The sequence below is a fragment of the Gordonia sp. NPDC003425 genome (genome assembly GCF_053588635.1).
The window spans coordinates 43,686-59,824 of sequence record NZ_JBSFQI010000007.1; the positions used below are offsets into that span (position 1 = coordinate 43,686).

The following is a 16,139-nucleotide window of genomic DNA, read 5'->3' on the forward strand; positions in this document are numbered from 1 at the left end:
TTGAGTGCGTCAGGAGTTTGTCGACAATGCTCGCAGTTCCCACCCGCCTCCGCCGGTGAGTTCGAGAAGGTCGGTGTGATGCTGATCAGTGGTGCTGCGATGGCTCACCGACACCACGATCGTCTCCGGCAGCTCGGTCCGGATCAGCTGGTAGAGAGAGTATTCCAGGCCCTCGTCGACCGCCGAGGTCGCCTCGTCCATGAACACCACCTGCGGCCGCACCAGAAGGATTCGCGCGAACGCCACCCGCTGCTGCTCACCCGGTGAGAGCACCTTGGCCCAGTCCTCCTCCTCACCGAGCCGGTCGAGGAGATGTGGGAGGAACACCTGGCCGAGTGCGCTGCGGATGGCATCGTCGCCCACCTCGTCGGGTTCGAGGGGGTAGGCGACCGCGGTGCGCAGGTCACCGAGCGGGATGTACGGGATCTGCGAGAGGAACAACGTCTGGGTGCCCGCGGGCCGGCTGAACTCGCCTTCGACGAAGGGCCACAGGCCGGCCAGGCCACGTAACAGGGTGGTCTTTCCCGATCCGGAACGTCCCTTGATCACCAGCGCCTGTCCGGGCGCGAGTGACAGCGTCAGGTCGCGGATGAGTTCGTCACCCGATGGAGTGGAGATCACGACGTCGGCAAGCCCGACCGCGCGATCCTGATCGACCGTGGTCATCGTGGGTAGTGTCCGGGACGTCTCGTTGGCATCTTCGAGCCCGTCGAGGCGGTAGAGCGATGCGCGAAGGTCGGCGAAGCTGTCGTAGGCCTCGCGGAAGAACGACAGCGAATCGTGCACGTTGCCGAACGCCGACCCGGTCTGTTGTATGTCGCCGAGGCTGATCTGTCCGGCGAAGAATCGCGGCGCCTGGATGATGTAGGCGAACACCACCGACAATTGATTCACCACGAAGTTCCAGCCGTTGAACTTCAGGGTGCGGAACACGATGCGCCAGAAGTTTCCGACAACCGCACCGAATCGTTCGAGTAGACCCGCACGTTCGGCGCCCTCGCCGTTGTAGAACGCCACGTTCTCGGCTCCGTCGCGCACGCGCACCAACGCGTACCGGAAGTTGGCGGTGAGACGTTCACGCAGGAAGTAGAGCCCGATCAGTGGGTGTCCGAGCCAGAAGGCGATCACCGTGGCCACCAGCACGAAAACGTAGACGAACCACACCATCGCCCGCGGCACATCGGTGCCGAAGACGCTCATCGGGCCCGACAGGTCCCACAGGATCTTGGTGAACGAGACGATCGTGATGATCGCCGGAATGACCCCGTTCGTGTTCGACCCGCCGTATCCGAACACCAACTGTCGGCTGCTGCTCGCAACATTGGTGATGTCGGATTCGATTCGCTGGTCGGGATTGTCGACGCCCGGCTGGATGCCGGAATCCTCGCCCTGGATACCCGTGTGCACAAATCGGTTCCGGAAGAACGCCTTTCCCTCGAGCCAGTCCGCAGTGGATTGTTGGGTCATGTAGGCGCGTAAACGGATCTCGAACATGCTGCCCAGGTACAGCTCGACCAGTGTGCGGAGCACGTGCAACGTTGCGAGGATGCCGAAGATGCCCATCGCCTTCCAGAAGGCGGACCTCGCGGCGTCAACGGCAGCGGAACTGTTCTGGGTCAGGCCCTGGGCGCCGAGTTGGAGAGCGGTGAACATGTCGTTGCCCTGGTAGGAGAACAGGACTGTGAGCCGCACACCCGCCACGGCGAGCACGAGCAACACCACCACGAGAGTCCAGGCGACCACCCGCGTGGTGGGATCGACGAGGAAGCCGCCGGCCACCCGCCAGTACTGCCGACCCCAGGTGGTGAAGCGGGACAAGAGGTATCCGATGACGAGCATTCCGACCAGCGAGATCAGGAAGACGATGCCGATCCATTTCAGCGAGGCCAGTACCTCGTCACCCCAGTCGATGCTCTCGGTCACCGTTTCCCCGTCCTTGCCCCGGCCGGCAGCCACCGGCAGTTCAGATCGCGTGTGAGATCGAGGAAGTCTAACCCGCGGCCAACGTCGTCACCGGGCGACACGGACAACACGGATCTGCGTCAAGACGCCGGCCGCAGCACCACGCCGTCACGCAACGCCGATGAGCTCACCGGCTGGCTGAAATCGTCGCCCACGCGGACCACGTAACCCGAACCGCTGACCGGCATCTGGGCGATCTCGAAGGCCAGCCGGCACTCTCCGGAGACCTCTACTCGACGGTCGAGTCGGGCGGTGGCCAGTTGCTCGCCGGTTTCCTCGTAGATCCGCACGGGGGTGTTCTCGGCGATGCCGGTGCTCGACCAGGTGCCGCAGTCCACCACCACTTCCCCCTTGGCGTCGATGTGCGTCCTGCTGACGTGCCCGACGCCCAGCGCCAGCACCGCCACGCCCGCGAACAGGGCGGCGGCGATGGTGGTCACCACGATGACGATGATCCGCGTCCTGTGCTGCCAGCTACGCCGCGGCAGCATCGGTCCGGGCGTGAGCCAGTATTCGGGGACGGAACCTGCCGGCACGTGCTGGGGATCGGGACGACCCGTGCCGTACGGCTGCACGTTCACTTCTTGGGCGGGAAATACTTGATGAGGGCTTCTTGCACCACCGAGGTGGCCAGGGTGCCGTCACGCGTCCAGAATCGGCCCGAACCCATGCCGCGAGAACCGGTGGCCACCGGCGACCTGGTGGCGTACAGCATCCACTCATCGAACCGGAAATCACGATGGAACCACATCGAATGGTTCACCGTGGCGGCAAAGAGCCGATCGATACCCCAGGACAGTCCGTGGGTGGTGATGATCGAATCGAGCACCGTGGTGTCCGAGGCGTAGCACATCGCGGCCACGTGCATGATCGGGTCGTCGGGCATCACCCCGTCGGTCTTCATCCAGACCCTGTTGTCGCGCAACGTTTCTCCGGCTTCGCGCATCTTCCAGGACGGGTCGTTGGCAAACCGGATGTCGATGGGATGCAGTGCGTTGACGAAGGTGGCGATGCGATCCTCGAACCCCTTGAAGTGTTCGCCGAGCGGCGGTAATTCCTCGGGGTAGGGAACCTGCGGGATCTCCACGGCGTGCTCGAGTCCGGCGGTGTTGTCCTGGAAGGCAACGAGCATCGTGAAGATGGCCTCGCCCTTCTGCATGGCGGTGACCTGGCGGTTGGCGAACGACTTTCCGTCACGGAAGCGGGCGACGTGATATTCCATCGGCTCGCTCACATCGCCGCCACGAATGAAATGGGCGTGCAGCGCATGGATCGGCGGGTTCCCGCGCGTCAAGGTGCGCGCCGCAGCCACCACACCCTGACCGAGCATCTGCCCGCCGAAGGTGCGTGCCGTCTTCTGCTCCGGATGCGCGCCCACGAACAGATCGTCGTCCCGACGTTCCACGTCGAGCAGGGCGAGCAGTTTGGCGAGGTCGCCGGTGGCCTCCACTGTCATGGTGACCACCCTAGGGCACGGCGTCAGTGGTCCTGTTCGCCGATCCGGTGGACCTCGATCATGTTGGTGGAGCCGACGGTGCCCGGGGGGGTGCCCGCCACGACCACCACCACGTCGCCGTGCTTGAGACGGCCGATCCGCTGGAGTTGGTGATCGACCTGATCGATCATCTGATCGGTGGTGTCGACGTGGTCGACGATGAACGTCTCCGTACCCCAGCTCAGCGCCAGTTGGCTGCGGACCGCTTGCGTGGGGGTGAAGGCGAGCAACGGCAACCTCGAGTGCAACCGGGCGAGGCGTCGGACGGTGTCGCCGGACTGGGTGAACGCGACCAGCGCCTTGACTTCGAGTCGCTCACCGATGTCACGGGCGGCGTAGGAGATGATGCCGCGCTTGGTGCGTGGAACATGCGAGAGCGGTGGCACGTCGCGGGAGCCGCCCTCGACCGCCACGCAGATGCGGTCCATCGTGCGGACCGTTTCGATCGGGAACTTGCCGATCGACGTTTCGCCGGAAAGCATCACGGCATCGGTTCCGTCGAGCACAGCGTTGGCCACGTCGGACGTCTCGGCGCGGGTCGGCCGAGAGTTCTCGATCATGGAGTCGAGCATCTGGGTTGCCACGATCACCGGCTTGGCGTTCTCGCGCGCCATCTGGATCGCCCGCTTCTGGACCAGCGGCACCTGCTCGAGGGGCAATTCGACACCGAGGTCGCCGCGCGCGACCATGATCGCGTCGAAAGCGAGGACGATCGCCTCCAGGTTGTCGACGGCCTCGGGCTTCTCCAGCTTCGCGATCACCGGCACGCGGCGTCCCACCCGGTCCATCACCTCGTGCACCAACTCGATGTCGGCGGGACTGCGCACGAACGACAGCGCCACCATGTCGACGCCCAGCTTCAGCCCGAACTCGAGGTCGGCGATGTCCTTCTCCGACATCGCCGGAACCGAGACATTCATGCCCGGCAACGAGATGCCCTTGTTGTTGCTGACCGGTCCACCCTCGGTGACGGTGCAGATGACGTCGTTGCCGTCCACAGAACTCACCACCAGACCCACCTTGCCGTCATCGACCAGCAGGCGGTCACCGGGCTTGGCGTCCTCGGCGAGTTGCTTGTAGGTGGTGGATACCCGGTCGTGAGTGCCGACGATGTCGTCGACGGTGATGCTGACGGTCTCGCCGGTTGCCCACATCACCTCGCCGTTGAGGGCGCCGTCGTCCTCGAACTTACCCAGGCGGATCTTGGGTCCCTGGAGATCGGCGAAGATGCCGACGGCTTTGCCGCTGGCGTCGCTGGCCTTGCGCACACGGTCGTACACGGCACGATGGTCCTCGTAGTTGCCGTGGCTGAAGTTCAGCCTCGCAACATCCATGCCGGCCTCGACGAGTTCTTTGAGGCGCTCGTCGCTACTCGTGGCCGGACCCAGCGTGCAGACGATCTTCGTTCGGCGTGTCACCGTGCTCACCTTAGTCCCGTCGTGTCGGCATGGCCATCGGTGCGATCAGTTGTCATCACGCGTCAACGCGCTGTTCTCGGTCCGGCAGTCACCTCACCGGCCGTACCCTTTCAGCGCACCGAGAGGGGCAGCTGCGCCGGTTTGACCGGCGACGGCAAATCGGAAGCGCCCATGAGGTACTCGTCCACCGAGCGTGCCGTCGAGCGTCCCTCGGCGATCGCCCAGACCACCAACGACGCTCCCCGATGGGCGTCACCGCAGACGAAGACACCGGGAGCATCGGTCTGCCAGTCGCTGCCGCAGCTCAGATTGCCACGGCGGTTGGGTGCGATACCGAGATCGGTGAGCAACGCGGTTTCCCGGACACCGGCGAAACCGATCGCGAAAAGTGCTAGTTCGCAGGGGATTTCGAACTCGTCACTGACCGGGGTGATCACACGGCGCCCGTCGGGTTCGCGGACCACCTGCACCTCGGCGAGCACCATCGCAGTGACGTTGCCGTCGTCGTCGCCGACGAATCGCTGTACGGCCACCTGGTATTTGCGTTCACCACCCTCCGCGTGTGCGCTCGAGGTGCGCATGATCAGCGGCCAGGTGGGCCAGGGCGAACGATTGTCGTCGCGGTCGCTGGGCAGCTCGGGGTTGTAGTCGAGCTGCACGACCGACGCGGCGCCCTGACGGTGCGCGGTCCCGAGGCAGTCGGCGCCGGTGTCGCCGCCGCCGATGATCACGACGTGCTTGCCCGCGGCCGTGATGGGCGACGGACCGTCGCCCTCGCACTCCCGGTTGGCCGGCACCAGGTGCTCCATGGCCAGGTGGACGCCGTTGAGGTCACGTCCGGGTACCGGATTGTCGCGTGCGGTCATCGCGCCGATCGCCAGCACGACGGCGTCGTGACGGCTGCGCAGCTCGTCGACGGTCAGGTCGATACCGACATCACAGCTGGTCACGAATTGCGTTCCCTCGGCACGCATCTGGGCCAGACGACGATCGATATCGGACTTCTGCAACTTGTATTCGGGGATGCCGTAGCGCAGGAGCCCGCCGAGCCGGTCGTCCTTCTCGTACACGGTGACATCGTGACCGGCGCGAGTGAGTTGCTGGGCCGCGGCCAGGCCGGCCGGGCCAGACCCCACCACGGCCACCGACTTTCCCGAGGTGGCGCCCGGCGGTTCGGGACCGATGACGCCCTCGGCCCACGACTCGTAGGCGATGGTCTTCTCGATGCGTTTGATCGTGACGCTGCCACCGGTGGTGGATTCCGAGATCGACAGCACGCACGCCGCCTCACACGGTGCCGGGCACACCATCCCGGTGAACTCCGGGAAGTTGTTGGTGGCGTGCAGCCGCGCGCTCGCCGCATCCCATCGACCCCGGCGCACCAGATCGTTCCACTCGGGAATCAGATTGCCCAACGGGCACCCGGCGGTACCGGAATGGCAGAACGGGATACCGCAGTCCATGCACCGACGCGCCTGCTCGGACACCTCGGCCAGGTTGCCGAGCGGGTCGGGGCCGTGCGCGTACACGTCCTCCCAGTCCCCGATGCGCTCGGCGATCGGCCGGTACTTCGCTTCCTTCTTGTTGACTTCCAGGAATCCGCGTGGGTCAGCCACGTGCCGCCTCCATGATCGCTGAATCGACGTCGCGTCCTTCGGCCTCGGCCATCCGGGCCGCGTCGAGTACGCGCTTGTAATCGCTGGGCATGACCTTGGTGAAGGCCAGGCAACGGCGCGGCCAGTCGGCGAGCATCGAGGCGCCGATCGCCGAGCCGGTGAGCTCGGTGTGTTTGCTGATGGTGTCGTGCAACCAGTGCAGATCGTCGGGGTCGGGCCGCAGCAGTTCGACCATCGCCTTGTTGACCTTGGACGCGTCGAGGTCGTAGACGTAGGCGATACCGCCGGACATGCCGGCGGCCATGTTGCGTCCGGTGTCGCCGAGGATCACCACCCGGCCGCCGGTCATGTACTCGCAGGCGTGGTCGCCGACGCCCTCGACGACGGCGGTGGCACCGGAGTTGCGCACCGAGAACCGTTCTCCTACGCGGCCACGCAGATACACCTCGCCCGACGTCGCGCCGTAGAGGATGGTGTTGCCGGCGATGACCTGGTCTTCGGCGATGAACCAGGCGTCCGGGTCGGGTGCGACGACGATCTTGCCACCGCACAGTCCCTTGCCCACATAGTCGTTGGTGTCGCCGGTCAGCCGGATCGTCACGCCCGGGGGCAGGAAGGCGCCCAGCGACTGACCCGCGGACCCGGTGAGCTTCACCGTGATCGTGTCCTCGGCGAGCCCGTCGGCGCCGTAGCGCCGGGTGACCTCGGAACCGAGCAGGGTGCCGACCGTGCGGTTGACGTTGCGGACCGGCAGCTCCAACGTCACCGGGTGGGCATCCTCGAGGGCACCCTCGGCGAGTTGGACGAGGGTCTGGTCGAGCGCCCGCTCCAAGCCGTGGTCCTGGCCACGCAGCCTGCGGGTGGGGCCCTTGTCCTCGATGCGGCGGAAGATGGGGCTCAGATCAAGACCCTTGCTCTTCCAGTGCGCCACCGCGGTGTCGGTGTGCAGTCGCTGCGACTGTCCGATCGCCTCGTCCAGGGTGCGATATCCCAGCTGCGCCAGATACTTTCGCACGTCCTCGGCGATGAAACGGAAGAAGTTGACGATGTGTTCGGCCTGGCCGGTGAACCGCGAGCGCAGCACCGGATTCTGGGTGGCCACACCCACCGGGCAGGTGTCGAGGTGACACACGCGCATCATGATGCATCCAGACACGATCAGGGGTGCGGTGGAGAATCCGTACTCCTCGGCGCCGAGCAGCGCGGCCATGATCACGTCGCGGCCGGTGCGCAGAGCGCCGTCGCACTGCACCGTGATGCGGTCGCGTAATCCGTTGAGCATCAACGTCTGCTGGGCGTCGGCCAGGCCGATCTCCCAGGGTGTGCCGGCGTGTTTGAGCGACGTCAGCGGTGAGGCACCGGTGCCGCCGTCGTATCCGGAGATGAGTACCACGTCGGCGTGCGCCTTCGAGACACCCGTGGCGACCGTGCCCACACCGACCGCACTGACCAGTTTCACGTGGATGCGGGCGTCGGAGTTGGCGTTCTTGAGGTCGTGGATGAGCTGCGCGAGATCCTCGATGGAGTAGATGTCGTGGTGCGGCGGCGGGGAGATCAGCGCGACACCCGGCGTGGAATGCCGCGTCTTGGCGATCCACGGATACACCTTGTACGCCGGCAGCTGCCCGCCCTCGCCCGGCTTGGCGCCCTGGGCCATCTTGATCTGGATGTCGGTGGCGTTGATCAGGTAGTCGCTGGTGACGCCGAACCGGCCGGATGCGACCTGTTTGACCGCGCTGCGTCGTTCCGGGTCGTAGAGACGGTCGACGTCCTCGCCGCCCTCACCGGAGTTGGATCGGCCGCCGATCCGGTTCATCGCGATGGCGATGGTCTCGTGCGCCTCGGCGGAGATCGACCCGTAGCTCATGGCGCCGGTGTTGAAGCGCTTCATGATCTCCTCGATCGGTTCCACCTCGTCGAGCGGAACCGGATCGCGTTGGGACAGATCGAGATCGAACAATCCGCGCAGCGTGCCACCCTTACGCGACTGTGCGTCGACCTTCTCGGTGTATTGGGCGAACACCTCGTCGCGCCCGGTCTTGGTGGCGTGTTGCAGCAGGAACACGGTCTCCGGGGTGAACATGTGCAATTCGCCCTCGCGCCGGTACTGGTACTCGCCGCCCACCTCGAGGCGGCGGTAGACCTGCTCGGTGGGATTCTCGGGGAACGCGCGGTGATGACGCAGCCGGACCTCTTCGGCCAGTTCGTCGAGTCCCACGCCCTCGATCCGGGACACCGTGCGGGTGAAGTACTCCTTGACCACGGCCGACGAGAGTCCCACCGCCTCGAACGCCTGCGACGCGGTGTAGGAGCTGATGGTGGAAATACCCATCTTGCTCATGACCTTGAGCACACCCTTGCCGAGGGCCTCGATGTAATTGCGCTTGGCCTTCGACGGCGTGACGCCGATGAGTTCGCCCTCGCCGATGAGATCCTCGATGGTCTCCAGCGCCAGATAGGGGTTCACCGCGGCGGCACCGAAGCCGATGAGCAGTGCGATGTGGTGCACCTCGCGGGCGTCACCGGACTCCACGATCAGCGCGACCTTGGTGCGTTCCTTGGTGCGCACCAGATGATGGTGGACCGCGGAGATCGCGAGCAGCGACGGGATGGGCGCGTGCTCCCGGTCGGTGTGCCGGTCGGAGATGACCAGCGTGGTGTGCCCTTCGGCGATGGCCTGGCTCGAGCGCCTGCGGAGGTCCTCGAGCGCGTCGGCGAGTCCCTCACCGCCGCGGTTCACCTCGTAGAGTCCGTGCAGCACCTTCGCCGACAGTCCGGGGTTGTCGCCGTCGTCGTTGATGTGCACGAGTTTGGCGAGGTCGTCGTTGTCGATGACCGGCCAGTGCAACAGGATCTGACGGCACGACGCCGCGGTGGGTGCCAGCAGGTTCTGTTCGGGACCCATCACGCGCGCCATCGAGGTGACGATCTCCTCGCGGATCGCATCCAACGGCGGATTGGTCACCTGCGCGAACAGTTCGACGAAGTAGTCATAGAGAAGCCGCGACCGCTGTGACATCACCGCGACGGGGGTGTCGGTGCCCATGGAACCGAGAGGTTCGTATCCCGAAGCCGCCATGGGTGTCAGCAGCACCCGCAGATCCTCCTCGGTGTAACCGAAGGACACCTGTCGGCGCACCACGGTGTCGTGGTTGGGCTGGTAGACGGGGCGATTGGGCAGCGTGGCGATGTCGAGGAGCCCGGCGTGCAGCCATTCGCCGTAGGCCTCGGCGTTCATCAGCTCGCCCTTGACCTCCTCGTCGGGAATGATGCGGCCCTGCGCGGTGTCCACGAGGAACATGCGTCCGGGTTCCAGGCGCCCCTTGGAGACGACGTCGTCGACGGCCACGTCGAGAACACCGGCCTCGGAGGCGAGGATCACCCGGCCGTCCCGGGTCTGCCACCAGCGGCCGGGCCGCAGGCCGTTGCGATCGAGCACCGCACCGACCACTGTGCCGTCGGTGAACGTGACACACGCCGGACCGTCCCATGCCTCCATCAGCGAGGCGTTGAACTGCAGGAACGCGCGACGCTTCGGGTCCATCGACGGCACGTTCTCCCAGGCCTCGGGCACCATCAGCATCACCGCGTGCGGCACACTGCGGCCACCGAGATGGACCATTTCCAGGACCTCGTCGAGCGATGCCGAATCCGATGCCTCGGGGGTGCAGATCGGGAAGGCGCGGGCGAGGTCGCCGGGGATCAGATCGGTGTCGAGCAGGGCCTCACGCGCACGCATCCGGTTGCGATTGCCGCGCACGGTGTTGATCTCGCCGTTGTGGGCGAGGAAACGGAACGGGTGCGCGAGCGGCCACGACGGAAAGGTGTTGGTGGAGAAGCGGGAGTGCACGATCGCGATGGCGCTCATGCAGCGGTCGTCGCGCAGGTCGGGGTAGTAGAGCGGCAGCTGCATCGTGGTCAGCATGCCTTTGTAGACGATGGTGCGGCTCGACAGCGACGGGAAGTACAGTCCGGTGCCCGCCTCCTCGATCTCCGGGGTGACGCGTTCGGCCTGCTTGCGGAAGGGGTAGATGAAGCGGTCGAGGGCGATGCCGCCGATGCGGTCGGCGCCCGGTCCGGGGTCGACGGTGACGAACAGTTGGGCCATGTACGGCATGCAGCCGACCGCCGTCTCGCCGATGTCGGCGCCCTCGGTGTCGACGGGCAGTTCCCGCCACCCGAGGATGGTGATTCCCTCGGTCTCGGCGAGGGCGGCCACCCGGTCCATCGCCGCGTTCCGCAGGCCCGGGTCGGTGGGCAGGAAGCAGGTGCCGGCGGCGTAGGTGTTCTCCCCTGCCGCGGTGGGTGCCGGCAGCTCGAAATCGACTGTTGCACGCAACAATTCGTCGGGGAGTTGGATCAGGATGCCCGCGCCGTCACCGCTGTTGACCTCCGCGCCCGCCGCACCCCGGTGTTCGAGGTTCTCCAGCGCGAGCAAACCGTCGGCGACGATCGAATGCGATCGTCGGCCGTGGATGTGGGTGACCATGGCGACACCGCACGAGTCGACCTCGGCCTCCGGGTCGTACAGGCCCTGCTTGGCGGGAAGCGCAGAAAACAACATCACTACCTCCACTCGATTCTGCCGAATCAAATGCCGAAGTCCTCAGGGACAACATTGGCCCGGTGGAGTCATGTAATGGCCGCACGGTGGGACTGGTGCGAACCGCGAGCTTTCACTCTAGCCGACGCGACTACGAATCGTGCTTCGGCGCCTCTCCGCGCGGGGTCCAGGCGGTGGCGTCGGCGGACTCGCCGGTGCCCTCGACGATGTCGGAATCATCCGGGTCGGTGTCGAGGACGTCGACCGGTCCCCCGGCCTCGGTGGCCTGCCCGTCGGCCAACTCCGGCTCGTCCTCGTCGACCCCGGCCGCATCCGTGTCGCCCTCGTCGACCGCCTCATCCTCGATCACCTCGGTGACACCCTCGGCATCCTCGGCCGCGGTCTCCGGTTCGTCGGAGGCCACGGTAGAAGCATCGTCGGTGTCGGCGAGCAACTCCGACTCCGCAACCTCACCCTCCTGCTCGGCACCCGGGGTCCAGGCGGTAGCGTCGGCGGACTCGTCGGTGCCCTCGACGATGTCGGAATCATCCGGGTCGGCGTCGGTCACCTCGACCGGTCCCCCGGCCTCGGTGGCCTGCCCGTCGGCCAACTCCGGCTCGTCCTCGTCGACCCCGGCCGCATCCGTGTCGCCCTCGTCGACCGCCTCATCCTCGATCACCTCGGTGACACCCTCGGCATCCTCGGCCGCGGTCTCCGGTTCGTCGGAGGCCACGGTGGAAGCATCGTCGGTGTCGGCGAGCAACTCCGACTCCGCAACCTCACCCTCCTGCTCGGCACCCGGGGTCCAGGCGGTGGCGTCGGCGGACTCGCCGGTGCCCTCGACGATGTCGGAATCATCCGGCTCGGCGTCGGTGACCTCAGGTCCCTTGGCCTCGGAGTGGGCTTGCTCTGATTCGCTCACCGGTTCCTCCTCGTCCGACTGGTCGGTGTCGATGTCGACCCCGTCGTCTGTGATCTCATCGTCGCTGTTCTCATCGTCGCTGCTCTCATCGGCGCTGTTCTCATCGGCGCTCGCGGTGCGAACCGGTTCGTCCCGGTCGAGATCACTGTCGGGTTGGTAGCCGGTCATCCCGAGCGCCTCGAGTTCCTCGGCCCGCTCACGGTGATAGACCTCGAGGCCGGTTTCGCGACCCTTGGGCGCCACGATGAAATAGACAGCGCCGCACACGAACAGCAACGCCGCGGTGAACACGTTGATCCGAACACCGGCAATGTGGGTGAATGCAGGGTCCGAGCGCATCAGTTCGATCGCGAAGCGACCCGCGCAATAGCCGGATACGTAGAGCGCGAAGAGCCGACCGTGCCCGATGCGGAAGTGTCGGTCGACGAGCACCAGCACGATGACGACGGCGATGTTCCACAACATCTCGTAGAGGAACGTGGGATGAACGACCGCCACCACGTTGCCGGTGGAGTGTCCGGTGATCTGGGAGGGACCCACGATGCCCTGCGCGTCGACGCGATCGTAGATCTCCAGGCCCCATGGCAGGTTGGTGGGACGGCCGTAGAGCTCCTGGTTGAAGTAGTTGCCGAGCCGGCCGATCGCCTGGGACAGCAGGATGGGTGGGGCGATCGCGTCGGCGAACGGCGGGAGTTTGATGCCGCGTTGCCGGGCCCCGATCCAGGCACCCACGCCCCCGAGGATCACCGCTCCCCAGATACCGAGACCCCCGTCCCAGACGTAGAGCGCCTCGATCGGGGTCTTGCCGCCGTCGCCGAAGTAGATCTGCCAGTCGGTGAGAACGTGATAGAGCCGTCCGCCGACGAGGCCGAACGGAACCGCCCAGATGGCAACGTCGAGCACTTCGCCGGGCTGCCCGCCGCGCGCCACCCACCGGCGGTTTCCCCACCAGACGGCGACGATGATGCCGACGATGATGCACAGTGCGTAGGCGCGGATCGGGACCGGACCGAGATACCAGACACCCTGGGGTGGACTCGGGATGTAGGCGAGCATCGTCGTCGTCGGCGCTGTCACGGTGCCACCCTAACCGACTCCGCTGTGGCCGGGATCAGAGGTCGGGTCGCGGCGCACGAACGCCTTCGGCGAGCTCGGTGACCAGTCCGGCGAGGTGGTCCTGCCCCGCATGCGCCGCGGTGACCAGCGCCGATCCGACGATGACGCCGTCGGCGTAGGAGGCGATCTGCGCAGCCTGTTCGCGGTTGCGCACGCCGAGGCCGACGCCGATCGGGATGTCGGAGTAGGCGCGCACCCGGGCACACAAATCGGGTGCGGCATCCGACACCGCATCCCGCGCGCCGGTGACACCCATGGTCGACGCCGCATAGACGAAGCCGCGTGATGCGTCGACGGTCAGTGCGATGCGTTCGGTTGTCGACGAGGGCGCGACGAGGTAGATGCGGTCGAGGTGATGGGCATCGGACGCCTCATGCCACGCCCCGCCCTCCTCGGGGATCAGATTCGGTGTGATCAGACCTGATCCGCCGGCGGAGGCCAGGTCGGCGGCGAAGCGTTCCACGCCGTACTGCAGCACCGGGTTCCAGTAGCTCATCACCACGGCCTTGCCGCCCGCGGATGCGATGGCCTCCACCGCGGTGAACACGTCGCGTACCCGCACGCCGTTGGTGAGGGCGATGTCGGCGGCCTCCTGGATGGTGGGACCATCCATCACCGGGTCGGAGTAGGGCACCCCCACCTCGATGAGGTCGCAGCCCGCGGCCACCATCGTGCGGAACGACTCCACCGACTTCTGCACGGTCGGATAGCCGACCGGGAGGTAGCCGATGAGTGCGGCGCGGCCGTCGGCGCGGCATTGTTCGAACAGGGGGCCGAGCTGCGACTGTCCGGCGTGTGCGCGGGTCGGGGTGGTCATCGGATCTCCTCCCCTGCCGTCACGCCGACCTCGGTGTCCGACGGCGGGGGGTCGAACAGGTGGAACCACCGGGCGGCGGTATCGACATCCTTGTCGCCGCGACCCGACAGGCTGACGACGATGATCGCGCCGTCGCCGAGTTCCTGGCCGAGGGAGAGCGCGCCGGCCAACGCGTGCGCGGACTCGATGGCGGGGATGATGCCCTCACGCCGGCTGAGCAATGCCAGGGCATCCATGGCCTCGGTGTCGGTCACCGGTCGGTACTCGGCCCGGCCGGTGTCTTTGAGGTGAGCGTGCTCGGGTCCGACCCCCGGGTAGTCCAGACCAGCAGAGATCGAATGGGATTCGATCGTCTGCCCGTCCTCGTCCTGAAGGAGGTAAGAGTAGGCGCCCTGAAAGGCGCCCGGGGTGCCGCCGGTGAAGGTGGCCGCGTGGCGCCCCGTCTCCACACCGTCGCCCGCGGCCTCGAAGCCCACCAGCTTCACCCCGGCGTCGTCGATGAACGGATGGAAGATGCCGATGGCGTTGGACCCGCCGCCCACGCATGCGGTGACCGCGTCGGGCAGTCGGCCGGCCTGATCAAGGATCTGCGCACGCGCCTCGAGGCCCACCACCCGCTGGAGATCCCGGACCATCGTCGGGAAGGGATGCGGTCCGGCGGCGGTGCCGAAGCAGTAATACGTGTTGTGCGCGTTGGTGACCCAGTCGCGCATCGCCTCATTGATGGCGTCCTTGAGGGTCGCCGACCCGGTGTCGACGGCGATGACCTCGGCCCCGAGAAGTCGCATCCGCGCGACGTTGAGTGCCTGACGGTCGGTGTCGACGCGCCCCATGTAGATGATGCACTCCATGCCGAACAGCGCACAGCCGGTTGCGGTGGCGACACCGTGCTGACCGGCCCCGGTCTCGGCGATGATGCGGTGTTTACCCATCCGGCGGGCGAGCAGCAGTTGTCCGAGGACATTGTTGATCTTGTGTGAACCAGTGTGGTTGAGGTCCTCGCGCTTGAGGAAAATCCTTGCGCCCCCGGCATATTCACGAAGCCGGGTGGCCTCGTAGAGCGGGGACGGGCGTCCGACGTAGTCGCGTTGCAGGCGGTCGAGTTCGGCGAGGTAGTCCTCGTCGGTGCGCATCTTCTCGTAACCGGTGGTGACCTCGTCGATCACGGCCATCAACGCCTCGGGCACGTGCCGACCGCCGTAGACGCCGAAGTGGCCGCCCGCGTCGGGCTCGTTGGAGGTGCGGGTGGTGAGTCCGACGCTTGCGGTGGGCAACGTGTCGGCGGCCGGTGCGGCGGTGTGGTGTTCGGTGGTCACTGGACTTCTCACTGACATCGTCGTCCGCACAGGAGTGCTCGGCGCGTGCCGAACGGGCCTGTCAGCGAACGGGTTTCGGACAGGACGGGTGGGTGCCCGCGGTCACCAGCTCGGAGACCGCGGCGCGGGGATCGCCGCTGGTGACCAGCCCCTCACCGACGAGGACGGCGTCGGCGCCCGCGCCGGCGAAGGCGAGCAGGTCGGCGGTGCCGCGCACACCCGATTCGGCGATTCGGATCACCTCGGTGGGCAATCCCGGCGCGATCCGCGCGAAGGTGTCACGATCCACCTCGAGGGTCTTCAGATTGCGGTTGTTGACGCCGATCACCGAGGCTCCCGCCTCCAGCGCGCGGTTCGCCTCATCCTCGGTGTGCACCTCGACGAGCGCGGTCATGCCCAGGCTCTCGGTACGGTCGAGCAACGACGCCAGTACGTTCTGTTCCAGGGCGGCGACGATGAGCAGGATGACGTCGGCGCCGTGGGCGCGTGCCTCGTGGATCTGATACGGCCCGACGATGAAGTCCTTGCGTAACACCGGGATGGTGACGGCGGCGCGGACGGTGTCGAGATCGTCGAGTGAACCGTGGAAACGACGTTGCTCGGTCAGCACGCTGATGATGCGCGCGCCACCGGATTCGTAAGCGCGGGCGAGGTCGGCGGGGTCGGGGATGTCGGCGAGCTCACCCTTGGACGGGCTGGCGCGTTTGACCTCGGCGATGACTCCGATCCCGGGTAGCCGGAGAGCCGCCATGGCATCCTTGGGCGCGGGCGCCGCCAGGGACGCCGCCTTGATCTCCGCGTAATCGACAACGGCTTCGCGCGCGGCGACGTCGGCTTTCACTCCCTCGATGATCGAATCGAGGACGGTGGGCGTGCTCACGGCAGCTGATTCCCTTTCGTCGTCGTGGTCTCAGGGTAGACGGCCGTCTCCGGC

General features: G+C 66.5%; 10 protein-coding genes. All 10 read right to left on the bottom strand.

Annotated features, from left to right (window positions below):
- Nucleotides 1-9: 9 nt before the first annotated feature.
- Complete coding sequence (locus tag ACWDTD_RS10555; protein WP_449747057.1) at nucleotides 10-1,923, bottom strand: ABC transporter ATP-binding protein/permease; 1,914 nt, start codon at nucleotides 1,921-1,923, stop codon at nucleotides 10-12.
- Nucleotides 1,924-2,042: 119 nt separating this feature from the next.
- Nucleotides 2,043-2,498, bottom strand: coding sequence for a hypothetical protein (locus ACWDTD_RS10560; protein WP_449747058.1), 456 nt, complete (start codon nucleotides 2,496-2,498; stop codon nucleotides 2,043-2,045).
- 41 nt (nucleotides 2,499-2,539) lie between these two features.
- Nucleotides 2,540-3,418: an acyl-CoA thioesterase gene (locus tag ACWDTD_RS10565; RefSeq protein ID WP_449747059.1), complete on the bottom strand. Its 879-nt coding sequence runs from the start codon at nucleotides 3,416-3,418 to the stop codon at nucleotides 2,540-2,542.
- 23 nt (nucleotides 3,419-3,441) lie between these two features.
- Entirely contained in the window at nucleotides 3,442-4,875 is a 1,434-nt protein-coding gene (pyk, locus tag ACWDTD_RS10570) for a pyruvate kinase (protein ID WP_449747060.1), read from the bottom strand.
- Between the two features lie 110 nt (nucleotides 4,876-4,985).
- On the bottom strand, nucleotides 4,986-6,491 hold the full coding sequence (locus ACWDTD_RS10575; protein WP_449747061.1) for a glutamate synthase subunit beta: 1,506 nt from the start codon (nucleotides 6,489-6,491) through the stop codon (nucleotides 4,986-4,988).
- The gene (gene gltB, locus ACWDTD_RS10580) at nucleotides 6,484-11,055 is read right to left on the bottom strand and encodes a glutamate synthase large subunit (protein ID WP_449747062.1); all 4,572 of its coding nucleotides are present in this window, start codon (nucleotides 11,053-11,055) and stop codon (nucleotides 6,484-6,486) included. Before gltB ends, ACWDTD_RS10575 begins: the two co-directional genes overlap by 8 nt.
- A gap of 130 nt (nucleotides 11,056-11,185) precedes the next feature.
- The gene (gene lgt, locus ACWDTD_RS10585) at nucleotides 11,186-13,012 is read right to left on the bottom strand and encodes a prolipoprotein diacylglyceryl transferase (protein ID WP_449747237.1); all 1,827 of its coding nucleotides are present in this window, start codon (nucleotides 13,010-13,012) and stop codon (nucleotides 11,186-11,188) included.
- A gap of 55 nt (nucleotides 13,013-13,067) precedes the next feature.
- On the bottom strand, nucleotides 13,068-13,889 hold the full coding sequence (gene trpA, locus ACWDTD_RS10590) for a tryptophan synthase subunit alpha (protein WP_449747063.1): 822 nt from the start codon (nucleotides 13,887-13,889) through the stop codon (nucleotides 13,068-13,070).
- A complete protein-coding gene (gene trpB / locus ACWDTD_RS10595) occupies nucleotides 13,886-15,205 on the bottom strand; it encodes a tryptophan synthase subunit beta (protein WP_449747064.1) in 1,320 nt (439 codons plus the stop codon). Before trpB ends, trpA begins: the two co-directional genes overlap by 4 nt.
- Before the next feature lie 61 nt (nucleotides 15,206-15,266).
- Nucleotides 15,267-16,085: an indole-3-glycerol phosphate synthase TrpC gene (gene trpC / locus ACWDTD_RS10600; RefSeq protein ID WP_449747065.1), complete on the bottom strand. Its 819-nt coding sequence runs from the start codon at nucleotides 16,083-16,085 to the stop codon at nucleotides 15,267-15,269.
- Nucleotides 16,086-16,139 lie beyond the last annotated feature (54 nt).

What these genes read in the sequence shown, in the direction of transcription:
- lgt (WP_449747237.1), bottom strand. Translation starts at nt 13,012, where the DNA reads ATGCTCGCCTACATCCCGAGTCCACCCCAGGGTGTCTGGTATCTCGGT.
- ACWDTD_RS10565 (WP_449747059.1), bottom strand. Translation starts at nt 3,418, where the DNA reads ATGACAGTGGAGGCCACCGGCGACCTCGCCAAACTGCTCGCCCTGCTC.
- gltB (WP_449747062.1), bottom strand. Translation starts at nt 11,055, where the DNA reads ATGTTGTTTTCTGCGCTTCCCGCCAAGCAGGGCCTGTACGACCCGGAG.
- trpA (WP_449747063.1), bottom strand. Translation starts at nt 13,889, where the DNA reads ATGACCACCCCGACCCGCGCACACGCCGGACAGTCGCAGCTCGGCCCC.